General features: G+C 70.7%; 20 protein-coding genes. 15 read left to right on the top strand and 5 right to left on the bottom strand.

The genetic code is table 11. From position 1 onward, the window contains the following. The first annotated feature begins 177 nt into the window (after positions 1 to 177). Genes Air01nite_RS19560 through Air01nite_RS19525 form a run of 8 tightly spaced genes read left to right on the top strand, consistent with a single transcriptional unit; the run spans position 178 to position 5,627 of the window. Complete coding sequence (locus Air01nite_RS19560; RefSeq protein WP_203704106.1) at positions 178 to 759, top strand: LOG family protein; 582 nt, start codon at positions 178 to 180, stop codon at positions 757 to 759. Positions 760 to 768: 9 nt separating this feature from the next. Then, the gene (locus Air01nite_RS19555) at positions 769 to 1,407 is read left to right on the top strand and encodes a hypothetical protein (RefSeq protein ID WP_203704105.1); all 639 of its coding nucleotides are present in this window, start codon (positions 769 to 771) and stop codon (positions 1,405 to 1,407) included. Continuing rightward, the gene (locus Air01nite_RS19550; RefSeq protein ID WP_203704104.1) at positions 1,404 to 1,919 is read left to right on the top strand and encodes a GTP cyclohydrolase I; all 516 of its coding nucleotides are present in this window, start codon (positions 1,404 to 1,406) and stop codon (positions 1,917 to 1,919) included. The genes Air01nite_RS19555 and Air01nite_RS19550 overlap by 4 nt, the downstream gene beginning before the upstream one ends. A gap of 41 nt (positions 1,920 to 1,960) precedes the next feature. Beyond that, positions 1,961 to 2,704, top strand: a complete 744-nt coding sequence (locus Air01nite_RS19545) for a RibD family protein (protein WP_203704102.1) — start codon at positions 1,961 to 1,963, stop codon at positions 2,702 to 2,704. A gap of 1 nt (position 2,705) precedes the next feature. After that, positions 2,706 to 3,281 (top strand): phosphoribosyltransferase family protein, encoded by a 576-nt coding sequence (locus tag Air01nite_RS19540; RefSeq protein WP_203704101.1) that lies wholly within the window; start codon positions 2,706 to 2,708, stop codon positions 3,279 to 3,281. Further along, positions 3,233 to 3,832, top strand: a complete 600-nt coding sequence (locus Air01nite_RS19535) for an adenylyltransferase/cytidyltransferase family protein (RefSeq protein ID WP_275408268.1) — start codon at positions 3,233 to 3,235, stop codon at positions 3,830 to 3,832. Before Air01nite_RS19540 ends, Air01nite_RS19535 begins: the two co-directional genes overlap by 49 nt. A gap of 5 nt (positions 3,833 to 3,837) precedes the next feature. Further along, positions 3,838 to 4,710, top strand: coding sequence for a spermidine synthase (locus Air01nite_RS19530; RefSeq protein WP_203704098.1), 873 nt, complete (start codon positions 3,838 to 3,840; stop codon positions 4,708 to 4,710). Positions 4,711 to 4,739: 29 nt separating this feature from the next. After that, entirely contained in the window at positions 4,740 to 5,627 is an 888-nt protein-coding gene (locus tag Air01nite_RS19525) for a DNA-3-methyladenine glycosylase family protein (RefSeq protein WP_203704148.1), read from the top strand. Here the strand turns inward: Air01nite_RS19525 and Air01nite_RS19520 are convergent. Then, positions 5,624 to 6,109, bottom strand: coding sequence for a DUF1990 domain-containing protein (locus tag Air01nite_RS19520; RefSeq protein WP_203704097.1), 486 nt, complete (start codon positions 6,107 to 6,109; stop codon positions 5,624 to 5,626). The two genes, Air01nite_RS19525 and Air01nite_RS19520, sit on opposite strands and share 4 nt — an antisense overlap. After that, positions 6,097 to 6,903 (bottom strand): YndJ family transporter, encoded by an 807-nt coding sequence (locus tag Air01nite_RS19515; RefSeq protein ID WP_203704096.1) that lies wholly within the window; start codon positions 6,901 to 6,903, stop codon positions 6,097 to 6,099. The genes Air01nite_RS19520 and Air01nite_RS19515 overlap by 13 nt, the downstream gene beginning before the upstream one ends. Positions 6,904 to 6,994: 91 nt before the next feature. Here Air01nite_RS19515 and Air01nite_RS19510 point away from each other — a divergent pair, with 91 nt between their 5' ends. The 5 genes from Air01nite_RS19510 to Air01nite_RS19490 are packed head-to-tail and all read left to right on the top strand — an operon-like array spanning position 6,995 to position 12,228. Further along, complete coding sequence (locus tag Air01nite_RS19510) at positions 6,995 to 7,459, top strand: GNAT family N-acetyltransferase (RefSeq protein ID WP_203704095.1); 465 nt, start codon at positions 6,995 to 6,997, stop codon at positions 7,457 to 7,459. A 9-nt stretch (positions 7,460 to 7,468) separates the two neighbouring features. Next, entirely contained in the window at positions 7,469 to 8,980 is a 1,512-nt protein-coding gene (locus tag Air01nite_RS19505; RefSeq protein ID WP_203704093.1) for a deoxyguanosinetriphosphate triphosphohydrolase family protein, read from the top strand. Positions 8,981 to 8,997: 17 nt separating this feature from the next. Beyond that, positions 8,998 to 9,498: a DUF456 domain-containing protein gene (locus tag Air01nite_RS19500; protein ID WP_203704092.1), complete on the top strand. Its 501-nt coding sequence runs from the start codon at positions 8,998 to 9,000 to the stop codon at positions 9,496 to 9,498. A gap of 52 nt (positions 9,499 to 9,550) precedes the next feature. Further along, a complete protein-coding gene (locus Air01nite_RS19495; protein WP_203704091.1) occupies positions 9,551 to 10,672 on the top strand; it encodes an ATP-dependent DNA ligase in 1,122 nt (373 codons plus the stop codon). Continuing rightward, the gene (locus tag Air01nite_RS19490) at positions 10,672 to 12,228 is read left to right on the top strand and encodes an alpha/beta hydrolase (protein ID WP_203704090.1); all 1,557 of its coding nucleotides are present in this window, start codon (positions 10,672 to 10,674) and stop codon (positions 12,226 to 12,228) included. Before Air01nite_RS19495 ends, Air01nite_RS19490 begins: the two co-directional genes overlap by 1 nt. Here the strand turns inward: Air01nite_RS19490 and Air01nite_RS19485 are convergent. Continuing rightward, positions 12,182 to 12,631: a potassium channel family protein gene (locus Air01nite_RS19485; protein ID WP_203704088.1), complete on the bottom strand. Its 450-nt coding sequence runs from the start codon at positions 12,629 to 12,631 to the stop codon at positions 12,182 to 12,184. The two genes, Air01nite_RS19490 and Air01nite_RS19485, sit on opposite strands and share 47 nt — an antisense overlap. A 46-nt stretch (positions 12,632 to 12,677) precedes the next feature. On the opposite strand from Air01nite_RS19485, the gene Air01nite_RS19480 reads away from it, so the two are divergent. Then, positions 12,678 to 13,136: a GNAT family N-acetyltransferase gene (locus tag Air01nite_RS19480; RefSeq protein ID WP_203704087.1), complete on the top strand. Its 459-nt coding sequence runs from the start codon at positions 12,678 to 12,680 to the stop codon at positions 13,134 to 13,136. A 1-nt stretch (position 13,137) separates the two neighbouring features. Here Air01nite_RS19480 and ligD read toward each other — a convergent pair whose 3' ends face one another. Continuing rightward, positions 13,138 to 14,172 (bottom strand): non-homologous end-joining DNA ligase, encoded by a 1,035-nt coding sequence (gene ligD, locus Air01nite_RS19475; RefSeq protein WP_203704086.1) that lies wholly within the window; start codon positions 14,170 to 14,172, stop codon positions 13,138 to 13,140. A gap of 144 nt (positions 14,173 to 14,316) precedes the next feature. On the opposite strand from ligD, the gene Air01nite_RS19470 reads away from it, so the two are divergent. Further along, a complete protein-coding gene (locus Air01nite_RS19470; RefSeq protein WP_203704085.1) occupies positions 14,317 to 15,048 on the top strand; it encodes a Stf0 family sulfotransferase in 732 nt (243 codons plus the stop codon). 28 nt (positions 15,049 to 15,076) lie between these two features. On the opposite strand, the gene Air01nite_RS19465 is transcribed toward Air01nite_RS19470, so the two are convergent. After that, positions 15,077 to 15,802, bottom strand: coding sequence for a chaplin family protein (locus Air01nite_RS19465; RefSeq protein WP_203704084.1), 726 nt, complete (start codon positions 15,800 to 15,802; stop codon positions 15,077 to 15,079). Positions 15,803 to 15,881 lie beyond the last annotated feature (79 nt).

The following is a 15,881-nucleotide window of genomic DNA, read 5'->3' as shown; positions in this document are numbered from 1 at the left end:
CGGAAGCCACGATCACTTGAGCAGCTCCTCGACAGCGACGACCTATCGGCGAGAGAGGCCGGGCTCATCTTGATCAGGTCCCTGGGGTGGAGCGAGGCGGCCAAGGCGTGGCCCAAAGCCGTGGCCTTCACCTTGAAGACGCCCCGCGGAGTGGGGAACCTCGTCGAGGCAGAGGCCATGGCGATCGAACAGATTCTGTTGGCACGCGACTCGGCACCCTCACCCACCGCCGGCCCCGCGGCCGAGAACCCCGGCGATCCGTCGAAAATCGCCGCCCTCCAGCGGATAGCGATCGGCGGAAACCCGGAGCGCAGTGGAGCCCGCGAGCCCGCCGCGCGTGCGGCGGTGACCGCTTGTGCCCGGGTCATCTCCAGGTACCGGGTGATCCTCGTGCACGGACCCAGGGGATCGGGCATCATGGTCGCCAACGAATGCAACAACCAGTTTCAATCGCGGTCGGTCAGTTCAGAACTGGTCTTTGTGGACCGCGAACGGCTGGTGAGCGGCACCGATCTGTTCATCGTGATCGGCGGCGGGTTCATGACCAGCGTAGAGGTTGACATCGCGGTCTCACTCGGGGTTCCCGTCGCACCGGTGCCGGGCACAGGCGGCGTCGCCGACGAGATGGCCAAGCGGATCAAGACCGGCGTGCTGAAGCAACCGCCCGAGATCGTGACGCTTTCCCGAATGTCGAAGACGGACGACGTGGCGCGTTGGCTCGGCGGCGTCATGGAGCGGGGCTGGGCGACGACAACTTAGGGAGGGGCATTGGAACTGCTGTCACGCGAGACCCGGGCACGGGTTGCGTCGGCGCTCGAATCCAGCTTGGAGTCCAGCCAAGGAGTGCGGGCGCTCAACACGGCGATCAACGTCCAACATGCCTTTTCGGCCGAGGTCACCAAGGTTCTCGTCGCCGGCCTGTTCACTCGCGGCGACGACCTGGTCAGCGCGTACGGCGGGGTCGTCGCCGACGATGTGACCAAGGAGGTGGTCGTCCCGGACGCGGAGCGCAAGATTCCGTTGCTCCACACGCTGTCCCGCGAACTGACCGACTGTTTCGCGGCGTCCTTCGGCGCTTCGGACGCGACGACCGAGGTCCAGGTCCGGCTCTACGACAACGGAGTGCTCGGCCACCCGCGGCACGCGGACGACGTCGAGCTGGTGACCGTCGCGAGTCATCCGCCGCACAAGATAACGACCGTAAGCTCGTCGATGCCCATCCGCCTGCCGACCGGAGTCGAGTTCCTGATGCATCTGGACGACGGCGACGTCGTCCAGGACACACCTGGGTCATTGGCGATCTTCGGGCCGCTGATCCAGCACACGACTCCGCGGCAGCCGATCAGCGGCCGGGTCGTCTGGCTAACCGGTCTGACCGTGCTCAGGTATTTCGAAGGAGACGCATGACCCAGGCAGACGTCCGCTCGGGCACCTTGATGGACTGGTTGGCGGAAGTTCTGCCGCCCGAGGTGGCGGCGGCCGTGGCCCGGGACTCCGAGGCGCGGATCAAGCGCGCCTACCGCGAGCTGCTCGTCGGCCACTCGACCAGCTTCGACGTCCTGAACGTCACGGCGAGACAGGAACCCGGGACGGCCGGGCCGGTCTCGATCTCGAACATTCCGTTCTTTTCGATGTGCGGGCATCACCTGCTTCCGTACTACGGCTCTTGCGACGTCACCTATTGGCCCCACGAAATCATTACCGGACTGGGCAAGATACCCAGGCTGGTCGATCTCATGGCACGACGGCTGATCATCCAGGAGCATTTGACGCAGGAGATAGCGGTGGAGATCAACCGGCAGATCAGTCCCCGTGCGGTAACAGTGCGGACCGATGCCGTGCACCTTTGCATGATCTCTCGCGGCCCCCGTTCTGGCGAGTCGAGGACGGTCTGCACATTCGCCGTAGGCGAGCCCTAGTATGTACAACGCGAACTGGCAGGCAGGAAGGTGAGTGCCCGATGACCCGACGCCCGACCGTGATAGCCAAATGCGCGATCACACTGGACGGCTATATGGACAAGGCCGGCGACGGTGGCGGATTTCCGGTTTCGAGTCGAGAGGACGGCGAGGCAACCGGGCGGTTGAGGATCTGGGCCGATGCGATTCTCGTGGGCGCGGACACCGTGCGCCGCGACAAACCGCGTCTGCTCGCGCGTTCCGACGAAGCCCGATCCGTTCGCGTCTCCTCAGGACGGCCCCCGGACCCGCTCAAATGTGTCATGACGCGGTCCGGGAACATCGATCCCGACAACCCGTTCTTCACTGCCGGAGAGTCGACGAAATACGTCCTCGGGCAGGACCCCGAGCTTGCGGCCGGCAACTTGGCGGGTCTGGCCGGCGTCCGCGTCGTTCCCGGCCTGAAGGACCTCGAAGACGTCGCGTCTTTCCTGGGTGAGCAGGGAATTGCGCGCCTGCTGATCGAAGGTGGTCCGCAGATAATCGGTCAATGGCTCGAGGCCGACCTCGTCGACGAGATGAGGGTGGCCATCGCACCGATCATCATGGGTCGGCTCGGCCATGGCAGCCTCGGCCACGTTTCCACGTCGACCGCATGGGGATATCAGCGCATGACGGTCACCGGGCGCAGAGAGCTCGGCGACACCACCGTTGTCTTCCTCCGCCCGCCGACCAGGACGCACAATCCCATTTTGCCAAAGGTCGACGAGATCGCATTGCACGAGCTGGACTCCTTGGTCGCGTAAGGTGTTCTCGGATCTGTACGTCCCGTTGGGGTCGGGCGCGCTGGCCCGTGACCTCGTCAACACCGACATGTACTACGGTGACGACCTGGTTACCCACAAGGTGGATCCGCTGTTTCTCGATGACGTGTGCGATCACTGGATCGACCGTGCTGACATTTCTTGGCCCGACGTCGACCTGCTCGTCTGCCCCGCGGTTTCCGGGATCGCGTTGGCTGTCGCGCTCGGCATCCGAGTCAACGTGCCGGTGCTCTTCGCCAGGAAGACGATGGGGAGAAACATCAGGGGCCCGCTGCTCGACTCGCCTGTCGACTCCTACACCGGCGAGACCCGCACCCGCCTGTCACTCAGCTCCCGACAACTTCGCGGAGTTTCCCGTGTGGTGCTGGTGGACGACTTCCTGTCCACCGGCGCCGCACTGACGGCGGTGCTGGACATCCTGCACCGATCGTGCGACGCCTCGGTCCTCGCCGCTTGCGTCGCCTTTCGCAAGAGCGGTCTCGGCGGTGACGCGATGCTGAGGGACATGGGATGCCCGGTCATCGCCTACCGAGATCTGGAGAGTGGAAGAGCCGCGTGATCGATGGTGCCGACCAGCCAGTGGCCGTCTGGATCGGCCGCATGCACCCATATCACCTTGGGCATTTTCGGATCCTGGAGCGGAGCCTCCAGGTGCTTCCCACCGAGCACCTGGTGGCGTTCGTCTGCACGGAGTTCGGCTCGGCATCCCACGGGCCCTTCGACGTCTTCGCCCCGAACGAACGACGGACCATGCTCAGCCTGATCCTCGCCGCGGAAGGGCTCGCCTCGCGGGTCGACTCCGTCTTCGTGCCGAAGTTCGACGAACCGCGGTGGGGACTGCTGCGGCCGTTCCTGCCCAGGCGCACGGTGCGGTGCACGAGCAACAAGGACGCTTCGGACCTTCGACGGGTCGAGGTGTGGAAGCGGCTCGGCTGGGAGACCGCGTTGATCGACGTCTCCGACCTCGAGGTCGTGACGTCGACGGAGCTTCGCGGCTCGCTGGGAGCGGGTGCCGGCTGGAAGCGGTTCCTCCACCCCGCGACGCACGACTTCTTCGCCGACATAGACGGTCCATCGAGAATGGTTCCGCCGCCGGGCCGCATACGCTAGGCGACGTGGGTCGACAGCGCGGGCAGCAGCGGCGGGTGGTGACCCAGATCGGGTCCGGGGTCGCGGAGCTGTTGCCCGACCATGACCGGCCCAACGCTTACACCCTGCTGGTCGACGGTGCGCCGCAGTCGCATGTCGATCTCGATGATCCGACCTACCTCGAGTTCGAGTACGTGCGCCGGATCGCCGCCTCGCTCGATCTGACCGCGCCGCCGCGGATGCCGTTGCGGGTCTTGCATCTCGGTGGTGGCGGGCTCACCATCGCCCGCTACCTGGCCGCCACCCGGCCCGGCAGCCGGCAGCGGGTCGTGGAGGCCGACGCCAAGCTGGTCGACTTCGTCCGCGAGTGGCTGCCCTGGCGGCCCGACCCCAAGCTGAAGGTCCGGATCGGCGACGCCCGCACCGAGCTGCGCAAGGCGCACGACGACGAGTTCGACGTGGTGATCGTCGACGTGTTCGCCGGCGCGCGCACGCCGGCCAGCGTCCGGTCGGTCGAGTTCGTCCACGAGGCCGCCCGGGTGCTGCACCCCGACGGGCGCTACCTCGTCAACATGACCGACGGGCCGCCGCTCGGGCTGGCCAAGGCCCAGGTCGCCACCGTCGCGGACGTGTTCGCCGAGGCCGCTCTGGTGGCCGACGCGTCGGTGCTGCGCGGCCGGCGGTTCGGCAACCTGGTGCTGACCGCCGCCAACACCCCGCTGCCGACCGCCGCGATCGGGCGCCGGGTGGCCGGTGACTGGTTCCCGGGGCGGCTGCTCACCGGCGACGACCTCACCCGGTTCGCCGGCGGTGAGACGGTCGTCACCGACGCCGACGCCACACCCTCCGCTCCCCCACCGGTCGGCATGTTCGGCCCCCGACCGGAGGTGCCGGAGTGAGCCATACAGTTGGTCCCGTGCAGCGGGTGATGCGCGCCCCGGAGGGCTACCACCTCGGCGGCTCGGTGGGTCCCATCCCGATGAGCCGCTGGGATCCGTGCGCCCGGTTCACCGGCGACACGTTCTGGTGGGCGACGCACACCCCCGACGGTCCCGCCACGCTCGCGCTCCGCAGGCAAGGTCAAGAGCTGACCGCCACCGGGTACGGGCCGGGCCAGGGCTGGGTCGTCGAGCACGCCGACGCGGTTGCCGGACTGCGCGACGATCTCACCGGCTTCGCGGAACTGGCCGCCGCCCACCCGGTGGTCCGCGAGGTGGCCCGCGTGCACCGTGGCCGGCGGATCCCAGCCACCGGGATCGTCTTCCCCCGCCTCATGCGGGCGATCTTCGAGCAGAAGGTGACCGGCAAGGAGGCTTACAAGGGCTACTCCGGGACCGTGCGGAAGTTCGGCACCCCGGCGCCCGGGCCGATCGAGGGGCTCACGCTGCCGCCGCTGCCCGAGGTGATCGCCGCCCAGCCCTACTGGGTGTTCCACCCCTTCGGCGTCGAGCAGAAGCGGGCCGACACGCTGCGCCGGGCCGCGGTCGCCGCCGCCGCGATCGAGCGCTGCGCGACCGCCGCCGAGGCGACCACCCGGATGCGGTCGATCACCGGGATCGGCGTCTGGACCGCGGCCGAGGTCGTGCGGATCGCGTACGGCGACGCGGACGCGGTCAGCGTCGGCGACTTCCACATCCCGAACATGGTCGCCTGGAACCTGGCCGGCGAAGCCCGGGGCGACGACGCCCGCATGCTCGCGCTGCTGGAGCCGTTCCGCGGCCACCGCGGCCGGGTCTGCATGCTGCTGGAGGCCAGCGGCCTGATGGCACCGAAGTTCGGCCCGCGGATGCCGATCCGCTCGTTCGCGAAGTTCTAGCGGACCAGCCGGCGGAGCGCCCGCGCGCACCACGCGGCGTACGCCCGCTGGAACAGCCGCCCGGCCGGGCCCGCCGCCCGCATGAGCCAGCCCGCCGGCACGCTGAAGGCCGTCACCTCGAACCAGGTCGTGCCGTCCGCGCCCTGCGTGACCACGAACGCCTCCTCGCCGCGCGCCGGGTGTCCCGGCAGCGTGCCGTACCCCCAGCCCGCCCGGCCCGGCTCGTCGACCACCCAGACCACCCGGCACGGCGCCGGCAGCGGCCCGATGTGCATCGTCACGTCCACGCCCGGCGCCGCCCGGTCCGCGGTGGTGTCCACGGTGATGCCTGCCGCCCGGTGCATCCGCCAGGTCAGCACCGCCTCGGCGGCCGCCGCGAACACGTCGTGCCCGACCGCGGTGCGGTAGCGCAGGTGCCGGTAGCCCGGCGGCAGCGTGCCCGTCTCGGTCGCGCCGACCTCGGCGTAGGTCAGGGAACCCATCTCGTCTCCGTCCGTCGCCAGGCGAGCAGGGCGCACAACGCGAAGCCGACCGCATTGAGCAGCCCATGCGTCGCCACCATCCACGAGACCGAAAGGTGCGGCACCGGGAACACGTGCCCGGCCGCCCAGTCCAGCGCCAGCAGCATGGTGATCACCAGCATGCCGGACGACACCGCGAACAGCGCACGGGCCCAGCGCGGCGCCCGCCGCCGGACCCGCGCGACCGTCAGCCCGCCGACGAGCCACATCCCCGCCGTCAGCACCGCGGCCCCGGCCAACTCGACCGGGTCGCCGATGAAGTAGCCGACCAGCACGATCCCGGTGCCGGCCGGCACGCACCAGGCGGCGGCGCGGCCGAGCACCGAGTCGCCGGTCGCCCGGCAGACCAGCGCCGCCACCACGGCCGCGACCAGGCCGGCGTAGTGCAGGTGCGGCACGGTCAACGCGAGCGTCTCCAGGGAGAAGCCCAGCAGCCGGTGACCGGCCCGCTCGGCGACGAGCGCGGATGCGGCGACCGCGGGCGCGGCGAGCCCGGTCGCCACCGCGACGTCGGCCGCCGCGAAGCGACGCAGCCGGGCGACAGCGAGCGCCGCCAGAGCCACGGTCAGCGCGAGATACGGCGCGGCGAGTAGCGCGGCACCGGCGCCGGGCGGCAGCCAGAGCGCGACGGCCGCCGGCAGGGCGACCCACGGCCAGACCCGGCGGATCGGTGCCGGCACGCCGACCAGGCCCAGGGCCAGCGGCACGAGCAGCACCATGGCGAGCGCGTCGACGAGGTTCAGCAGCGCGGTCACGAGATCATTTGAACACGTTCAAGTCTCACCTGTCGAGACGCGTCGACGCTGGCTGATGTGCCGTGCGCCACGGGCCGGTGTGCTGGCCGGCATGGAGATCCGACGGGCCACGCCCGGCGACGCCGGCGAGGTGCTCACCCTGCAACGCGCGGCGTTCCTGCGCGAAGCGCAGCGGTACGACGACCCGCACCTGCCCATGCTCACCGAGACCCTGGCGGAGATCGAAGCCGTGATCGCCGGCCCGGTCACCGTGCTCGTCGGCCACCAGGGCGGGCGACTGGTCGCCGTCGGCCGCGGCCGGCTCGACGATCAGGGCACCTGCCACATCGCCCGCCTCGCGGTCGCGCCGGACCTGCGCGGTCAGGGGCTCGGCCGGCGGATGCTGCGCGCGGTCGAAACAGCGCATCACGAGGCCCGCCGGTTCGAGCTGTTCACCGGCGCAGCCAGCCACGACAACATCCGGCTCTACGAGCGCAACGGCTACACCGAGTTCGACCGCCGCTCCCTCGGCCGTGGGCCGGGCCTGGTTTACCTGGCGAAACCCGCGGTGCGCTAGCGTCGGATCATGACGGAGCCGGTCGATCCCCGCGCGCGGCGGCTGTTCGACACCGGGCGCACCGGGCCCGGTGACCTGGCCGCCAGCCCCTTCCGAGCCGACCGCGACCGGATCGTCACCTCACCGTTCTTCGCCCGGCTGGGCGGCGTCACCCAGGTGATCAGCCCCGGCGGCAGCGGTCTGCTCGTGCACAACCGGCTCACCCACAGCCTCAAGGTCGCCCAGGTGGCCAGGGCGATCGCCGAGCGGCTCACCGCCGACCCCGGCAACGTGGCCCTGCTGGACAAGCTCGGCGGCTGCGACCCCGACGTGGTCGAGGCCGCCGCGCTGGCGCACGACCTCGGCCACCCGCCGTTCGGCCACCTCGGCGAGGCTGTGCTGGACCGGCTGGCCCGCGAACGGCTCGGGCTGCCCGACGGGTTCGAGGGCAACGCGCAGTCGTACCGCATCGTGACCAGCACCGAGATCCGCGGCGCGGCCACCATCGGGCTCAACCTGACCGCCGCGGTCCGCGCCGCGATCGTCAAGTACCCGTGGACCCGCCTGGACTACCCGGACCCGCACCCGCGCCGGATGAGCCCGCCGCCGCGCGGAGCGTCGGCGCCGAGCTGGGCCCCGTCCAGCGGGTCGGCCAAGTTCGGCGCCTACACCACCGAGGTCGACGACCTGCGGCAGGCGCGCGCACCGTTCGTCGGCCGCATCCCGGACTGGCAGCAGACGGTCGAGGCGTCCATCATGGACACCGCAGACGACATCGCGTACGCCATCCACGACGTCGAGGACTTCCACCGGGTCGGCGTGCTGCAGCAGGGCACCGTGGCCGCCGAGCTGATCGGCTGGCAGCGCGAGGCCAAGCGGCTCGGCGGCCTGTCCGACGCCGCACTCGACGCCGGCAGTCGCCAGGCCGGCGCGGCGATCGAGAAGCTGCGCCGCCGCCTGCACCGCCGGGACCGCTGGAACAGCGACGACGAGGCCTTCGGGAACGCGGTCGAGCAGGTCCGGCACGACCTGGTCGACGGGCTCCTGGCCGACCAGTTCGACGGCTCGGTGGCCGCCGAGCAGTACGTGGCCCGGTTCTCCGGCCGGTGGACCCGGCGGCTGGTCGACGCGATCCGGCTGACCGACAACCCGTCGGTCCGCTCCGGCTACGTGTTGCTGGACCGGCCCCAGTGGCACGAGGTCCAGGTGCTCAAGCTGATCCACCACCGGTTCGTGCTGGACCGCCCCGACCTGGCGCTGCACCAGCGCGGCCAGGCCCGCCTGCTGGCCACCCTGGTCGAGGCGCTGCTGGCCTGGATCGTCGACCCGGCCGAGGAGGCCCGGTTGCCGCAGCGCCTGCACGACCTGGTCGAGTTGGCCGAGGCCGAGCTGCCGGTGGGCACGCCCGACCGGGCCGCCCGGGCCCGTGGCCGGGCGATCGTCGACTTCGTCGCCGCGCTCACCGACCAGCAGGCCGTTGCTCTGCTCGACGCCCTCTCCGGGCGATCGGGGCAGCTCTGGACCGACGCTTTCGTGCTGTAGACCGCTAGAGTGCGGCAATGGATCTGACCGATACGCAGACCAACGTCACGATCCTGTCCGGGGTCGCCATGGTGGTCGGCGTTTTCGGGGTCGTGATCCCGTTCCTGCCCGGGTTGCTGCTCTGCTGGGCGTCGGCGGTGGCCTGGGCGTTCCTGGCCGGCGAGGGCGCCACGCGGTGGGGCCTGCTGGCGCTGGTCACGCTGATCGCCGGCCTCGGCATCGTGGTCAAGTACGCCTGGCCCGGGCGCAACCTCAAGCGCACCGGCGTACCCAATCGGACCCTGCTCCTCGGCGGCGTCCTGGCGATCGTCGGCTTCTTCCTGATCCCGGTGATCGGCCTCGTGATCGGCTTCGTCGCCGGCGTCTGGCTGGCCGAGATCGCCCGGCTCGGCGACAGCCGGCAGGCCTGGCCGTCGACCAAGCACGCGATCAAGGCGGCCGGCCTGGCCATGCTGGTCGAGCTCGGCTCGGCCCTGGCCATCGCGATCATCTGGGTGGCCGCGGTGGTGGTCAACTAGGAAAGCCGCTCCGGGACCCGCTTCGATACGCGAATCTGGAAGACTCTGTGGGATGGACCTGCCGATCAACCCGCCGGTCGAGCCGATGCTCGCCAAGAGCGTGCCGCAGATCCCCGAGGCCGAGGGCATGAGCTACGAGCCCAAGTGGGACGGCTTCCGGTGCATCGTGTTCCGCGACGGCGACGAGGTCGAGCTGGCCAGCCGGGGTGGCAAGACCCTCACCCGCTACTTCCCCGAGGTGGTCGAGCAGGCCAAGGCCCAGCTCCCGGAGCGGTGCGCGGTCGACGGCGAGATCGTGGTCATCCACCGCCAGGAGGGGCAGCAGCCCAAGCTCGAGTGGGACTGGCTGACCCAGCGGATCCACCCCGCCGCCTCCCGGGTCAAGCTGCTGGCGGAAGAGACGCCCGCCGACTTCGTCGCGTTCGACCTGCTCGCGCTCGGTGACGAGGCGCTGGTCGACCAGCCTTACGCGACCCGCCGGGCCAGGCTGGAGAAGGCACTGGCCGGGGTCAAGTCGCCGGTGCACATCACGCCCACCACGCACGACATCGCGACGGCGCGGCGCTGGTTCGAGATCTTCGAGGGCGCCGGGCTCGACGGGCTGATCGCCAAGCCGGCCGACATCGCGTACGAGCCCAACAAGCGGCTGATGTTCAAGATCAAGCATGCGCGCACGGCCGACGCGGTCGTCGCCGGCTTCCGATGGCACAAGTCCGGCCCCGTGGTCGGCTCGCTGCTGCTCGGCCTCTACGACGAGCACGGCACCCTGCACCACATCGGCGTCTCGTCCTCGTTCAGCATGGCCCGCCGGGCCAAGCTGCTCGACGAGTTGGCCGACTACCGGGAGCCCGCCGAGCACCCGTGGATCGACGCCGACAGCGACGAGCAGCAGATCGGCCCGACCAGCGCGACCGGCCAGCGCCGCCCCGGCGGGGTGAGCCGGTGGACGGGCGGCAAGAACCTCGCCTGGGAGCCGCTGCGCCCCGACCTCGTGGTCGAGGTCGGCTACGACGCGATGGAGGGCGACCGCTTCCGGCACACCGCCCAGTTCGTCCGCTGGCGCCCCGACCGCGACCCGCGCTCGTGCGGCTACGACCAGCTGGACCGCCCGGTCCGGTTCGACGTCGACCAGGTGCTGGGCGGCGACCCGGCTGCCGGCACGGGAGTCTCCTAGTGCGTTTGCGTTTCAGATTCCTCGTGCTCGGCCTGCTCGCCGGGCTGCTCGCACTCGCCGGCTGCACGGTGCCGGTGGTCGCGCCGAACTCCGGCGGCGACGTGCGGGGCGCCGCGCCCGCGCCGGCCGCCTCCGGCCAGCCCAACTGGCGCCCCTGCCCCGACGTGCCGGCCCAGCTGGTCGGCCGCGGCGCGCGCGGGATGAGCTACGACTGCGCGACCATCAAGGTGCCGCAGGACTGGGCCGACAAGGGCAACGGGCAGACGTTCGACATCGCGCTGATCCGGGTGCGCTCCGACAAGCAGCACGACCGGATCGGGTCGCTGCTGGTCAACCCGGGCGGCCCGGGGGCGTCCGGGGTCAACCTGGCCGTCTACCTCTCGTTCGGCGCCGCCTTCCAGGGCATCCCGGAAGAGATCACCAACCGGTTCGACATCGTCGGCTTCGACCCGCGCGGCGTCGACCGGTCCAGCCCGGTCGAGTGCATCAGCGACGCCCAGCTCGACGAGAGCTTCGGCTACACCCCCGACCCGGTGACCCAGGAGCAGTTCGACGGCCTGGTCAACCTCAACAAGAGCATCGGCCAGGAGTGCGGGGCCAAATACGGCGACAAGCTCAAGCTGTTCTCCACGGTGCAGACCGCCCGCGACATGGACGCGATCCGCACCGCCGTGGGCGACCAGAAGATGACCTACCTCGGTTACTCCTACGGCACGCTGCTCGGTGCCACGTACGCCCAACTCTTCCCGCAGAACGTGCGGGCGCTCGTGCTCGACGGCGCGGTCGACCCCCGGCAGAACTTCGTCGCCGGCTCGGAGAGCCAGGCGAAGGGCTTCGCGCTGGCGTTCGACAACTTTGCGAAGTGGTGCGACTCGACGCCGGCACAGTGCCCGATCGCGCCCGACGCCAAGGCGGCGGTCAACACCGCCATCGAGAAGGCCGAGGTCTCCCCCGTGACCGGGGCCGGCGGGCGCAAGGCCACCTCGGGCTGGGTCTTCTACGCGGTGATCTCGTCGCTCTACACCCAGTCGGGCTGGCAGGCGCTGGCAAGCGCGATCAAGTCACTGGAGGGCGGCGACCCGGCCGAGGTGTTCCAACTCGCCGACAGCTATGCCGAGCGCGACCCGAGCGGGCACTACTCCAACCTGTTCGACGCCAACATCGCCGTCAACTGCGCCGACCAGCGCACGGTGCCCGACGCCAACCAGGTCCGCACCTACCAGAACCAGTGGCGCTCGTCGATCCCGATGTTCGGCGCGCCGCTCGCGGTCGGCATGCTGCCCTGCTCGGAGTGGCCGGGCGGGCACGACCCCTACCCGACCGGTCCGGCCACCGGGTCGGCGCCGATCCTGGTGGTGGGCACGACCGGCGACCCCGCGACCCCCTACGCCCAGGCACCGGCGCTGGCCAACATGCTCGGCGTGGGCCGGCTGCTGACCTGGGAGGGCGAGGGGCACACGGCCTACCCGCAGACGGAGTGCATCACCTCGGCGGTCAACAAGTACCTGCTCAATCAGACGCTTCCGCCAGAGGGGACCCGCTGCCCGGCGAAGTAGCGTCCCGGGCCGCCATCTCCTCCAGCAAGCGGCGCACGATCCGCAGGTTGTTCTTGAGCTCTTCCTGCTCGTCGTGCCGGAACGCGTCGGTGTCGACGATCAGCTTGCTGGCGAAGTGCGCGGTGATCAGCGGGATCACCAGCAGCACCATCGTCGAGATCAGCAGCACCGCGAGGGCGCGGGCCTGCCAGGTCTCCGGCGAGATGTCGCCGTACCCGACGGTCGACGCGGTGACCACGGCCCACCAGAGCGAGTCACCCACGCCGACCTTCTCGAACACGCTGTAGAGCGCCGCCGCGATGACGATCATCAGGGCGTACGACAGCATCAGCGTCCGCGGCGAGTTGGCGAAGTAGACCAACCCGCGGTAGACCGCCTTGAACGGCAGCAGCAGGGCCTTCATGGTCCGTCATCATGCACCCGCGGGTCGATGTGCGAAGCTGCTCGCCGTGACCGACCTGATCTTCCGGTCCGCTTTGCGGGCCGATGTACCGGCGATTGTCGGGCTTCTGGCAGACGACCCGCTCGGCAGCGCCCGGGAGACGGTGTCCGAGGAGGTCGACGCGGCCTACTGGGAAGCGTTCGACGCACTCGACGGCGACCCCCGCAACACCGTGGTCGTCGCCGAACTGGCCGGTGAGATCGTCGGCACGATGCAGCTCATCGTCATCCCGTCGCTCACCCGCCGCGGTGCGCAACGGCTGGAGATCGAGGGTGTACGCGTCTCGTCGGCCCACCGCGGCGCGGGCCTGGGCCGCCGGATGATCGCCTGGGCCGTCGCGGAGGCGCGCGCGACGGGCTGCACGCTGGTGCAGCTCACCACCGACAAGCGCCGCCCGGACGCCAAGCGCTTCTACGAGTCCCTCGGCTTCGCCGCGACCCACGAGGGCATGAAGCTGGGGGTCTAGCCTATTCGGTCCAGTTCGCCGGGTTCTTCTTGCTCGGCTGCACGCGAGGTGGCTCGCCCGGCATCTTGGGGTGGTCGGGCGGGTAGGGCATGTCGCCGCCGCGCCCCTCGCGCTCGTCGGCCGCCGACCACTCCAGCAGCGGCGTGATGTCGAACGCGGTGTCGTCGATCCCCGCGTGCGGGTCGCCGACCTCGGCGAACCGCTTCGGCAGCGTACGCAGGTCGAAGTCGTCAGGCTCCACGTCGGGCAACTCGGCCCAGGTCACAGGCGTCGACGCGGTGGCCCGGGCGTTGGCCCGCAGCGAGTAGGCGCAGGCGATCGTCCGGTCGCGGGCCATCTGGTTGAAGTCGACGAACACCCGCTCGCCCCGCTCCTCCTTCCACCAACTGGTGGTGACCAGGTCGGGCCGGCGCCGCTCGAGCGCCCGGGCCAGCGCGATCGTCGCCCGGCGCACCTCGACGAACGTCCACCGTGGCTGGATCCGCAGGTAGACGTGCACGCCCCGGCCACCGGAGGTCTTCGGCCACCCGGTGGCGCCGATCTCCTCGAGGACGGCCCGCAGCTCACCGGCCGCCTCGGCGGCGTCACCGAAGTCGGTGCCGGGCTGGGGGTCGAGGTCGATCCGCAGCTCGTCGGGGTGGTCGGGGTCGGCGTCCCGCACGGGCCAGGCGTGGAAGACGACGGAGTTCATCTGCGCGGCCCAGGCGACGTGTGCGAGGTCGACCGGGCACAGCTCCGTGGCCTTGCGCCCGCTCGGGAAGGTGATCTCGGCGCCGTTGAGCCACTCGGGCGTGCCGCGGGCCGGGAGCCGCTTCTGGTAGAAGGCCTCACCGTCGATCCCGTCGGGGAACCGCTGCAGCGTGGTGGGCCGGTGGTCGAGCGCCCGCATGATGCCGTCGCCGACGGCCAGGTAGTAGTCGAACACGTCCTGCTTGGTGTAGCCGGCCCGCGGAAACATCACGCGGTCGGGACTGCTGAGCCGCACGGCGTGCCCGGCGACCTCGACCTCGACAGCGGCGGCCTTTTTCGACGGCATGCCCTCGACCCTATGCCCCTTGCGCAGCCGGCGAGGCCCTGCTCTGCTCTGCATCCAGATACGCACCACCCCCCCCGAGCCCGCGCTGACCGACGGCCGGAATTCGGTTGGTCGCACGCCGACGCTTGGTTACGGTCCTCCACCGTGACCAGCCCGGATTTCGACTCGTACCTGATCTGCGCGACGCCCCGCTCCGGAAGCACCCTGCTCTGCGGCCTGCTGGACTCGTCCGGGGTGGCCGGCCACCCGGCCTCCTACTTCAACCGCAAGAGCCTGGACGACTACGCCGACGAGTGGCGGATAGCAAGACCGCGCGACGGCCGGATCGACGAGGCGTTCGTTCGCGCGGCGCTGACCGCCGGCCGGACACCGAACGGTGTCTTCGGCGGGCGGATCATGGCCGAGACGCTGCCGGAGCTGCTGAACGGGCTCGGTGCCCCCGGGGTGGCGGATGTCGACCTGTTGAGCGCCCAACTGGGTCGACTCAAATTCGTTCACCTGCGGCGATGTGACGTCGTGGCCCAGGCGGTCTCGTATGCGAGGTCACTGCAGACCCACTTCTGGCATCCCGGCGAAGCCGTCGCACCCGGAGGTCAGGATCCGCACTACGACGAAGAGCTGATCGGCCGGCTGGTCGCCACGATCGAGCGCTCCGAGGCCGACTGGACGACCTGGTTCGCCGCCAACGGCATCGTGCCGTGCGAGGTGACGTACGAGGAGTTGGCCGCAGATCCGCTCGGCACCGCACAACGGGTGCTCGACCATCTCGGCCTGCGTGTCCCGCCGGATCGGCACCTGGTGGTCGGGCACCGGCGCCAGGCCGACCAGCTCAACGCGGACTGGATAGCGAAGTTCAAGGCGCATCGCCCGAGGTAGGACCCCGGGCGATGCGCGTTGGTGACGGTCAGGACGGCTGCGGGCGGCGGCGGTGGCGGCCGACGTAGCGGCCACCGCGGACGCCGGCGAGCTGCATCGCGGCGCCGCCGGCGGTGAGCACCCCGCCGATGCCCGCCAGCGAGCCGATCGGCAGGCCGGTCCTGGGCAGCTCGGGCTGTGCGGCCGGCGGCTCCGCGACCGGCCGGGGCAGCGGCACCGGAGGCGGCTCCTCCTGGTCGGTCGGCGGAGGCGGCTCCTCGTCAGCCGGCGGCTCGTCGTCGTAGCCGTGGTCGTCGGAGCCGCAGGACGCCGTGGCGTTGCCCAGCACCGCGATGCTGTTGCCGCAGACGTTCACGTCGACCTGCACCGGCACGACCACCTGGTTGCCGTTGAGGATGCCGGCGTTGTGCCCGGTGGCGATGTGCGAGACGCCGCTGCCGAACTTCGCTGCGGCGGGCAGGTCCGACGGACCCTTCGACGCGCCCTCGCCGTCCTCGGCGTCGTCGCTGACCGGTGCCTCGCCCACCGCGGCCAGCGCCCGGTCGGCGGCGTCGCGCGCCTCGTCCGTGACCAGCTGCGCCCGGTCGGTCACGGTCGCCGCCGCGGCACCCGGATCGCCGGTCTCGCCGTGGCCGGCGCCGTCGCCGAGCGGTGCGGCGCTGGCCGCCTGCCCGGTGAGGGCGATCGCGCCGGCCACCACCGCGAGGCCCGCGGCCGGCAGGGCGGCTTTGGCCAGCCGTCGTTTTCTACTCATCGTCCTTCTGTTCCTGTCGTCCGGTAATTCGTCTCGAAAGGAGCATTTTTGGGAGCGTACGGCGTAATGTCCGAAAACG

Source organism: Asanoa iriomotensis (assembly GCF_016862515.1).
Taxonomy (GTDB): Bacteria; Actinomycetota; Actinomycetes; order Mycobacteriales; family Micromonosporaceae; genus Asanoa; species Asanoa iriomotensis.
Note: the sequence above shows the minus strand (reverse complement) of the source record. Positions and strands in the feature narration are given on the sequence as shown.